At 58.2% G+C, this 851-nt stretch carries 1 protein-coding gene; it reads left to right on the forward strand.

From position 1 onward, the window contains the following. Positions 1-13: 13 nt before the first annotated feature. On the forward strand, positions 14-851 hold an 838-nt coding region (locus CIW50_RS28900), incomplete at its 3' end, for an adenylate/guanylate cyclase domain-containing protein (protein WP_283808873.1).

The following is an 851-nucleotide window of genomic DNA, read 5'->3' on the forward strand; positions in this document are numbered from 1 at the left end:
GAAAGGGTGAAAGGTGGCATCCAAAGAAGGGCACAACCTGCTGGACGATACCGCGAACCAATGCGCGTATTGCGGATTCACGATGCAATTGGATGCACGCTTTTGCGGTGGCTGTGGGCGGCCACGGGCTGCTCCAACTGCGCTTGGCATTCATGCACTCTCGTTCCTGCAATCGCAAATCCCGCCGGAACTCGCTGAGCGTATCATGCGGTCCGGTACATCCATGCTGGGTGAGCGCAAACGTGTCACCGTCCTGTTTGCCGACATCCAGCGGTCGACGGAGCTCATCGACAAATTGGACCCAGAGGAAGCGCTGGAAGTCATAGGCCCGGTGCTCAAGCGGCTGATGGACGCCGTGCATGAGCACGATGGGCTGGTCAATCAGACGCGTGGTGACGGCATCATGGCGCTCTTCGGCGCCCCCATTGCGAGCGAAGACCACGCCGTCCAGGCCTGCCGCGCAGCACTGGCTGCACGAAATGCGATCATCGAATTCAATCGTCTGCATCAACGCTCTATTGGTATCAGAATTGGCCTGAATTCCGGACAGGTCATCATTCATTCGATCGGTAATAATCTGGCGATGAACTACGACGCCGTTGGAAAAACGGTTCACCTCGCCGCCAGAATGGAAGCGCTTGCTTCCCCTGGCTCGATCAAGTTGTCGTCCGGCACCTTCCAACTTGCGAAGGGCTTCATCAGCGCATTGCGACTAGGATCCGAAAAAGCCAAAGGGGTCGCCGAACCGGTCGAGACCTATGAACTGGTGTCGATGCGGCCACGCACGCGCTGGCAGGCCCGCTCATCCGGTGGCCTCAGTCCGCTGATCGGACGTCGGACAGAATTAGATT

It is taken from the genome of Tardiphaga sp. P9-11 (assembly GCF_008329525.1).
In the GTDB taxonomy this organism is placed as follows: domain Bacteria; phylum Pseudomonadota; class Alphaproteobacteria; order Rhizobiales; family Xanthobacteraceae; genus Tardiphaga.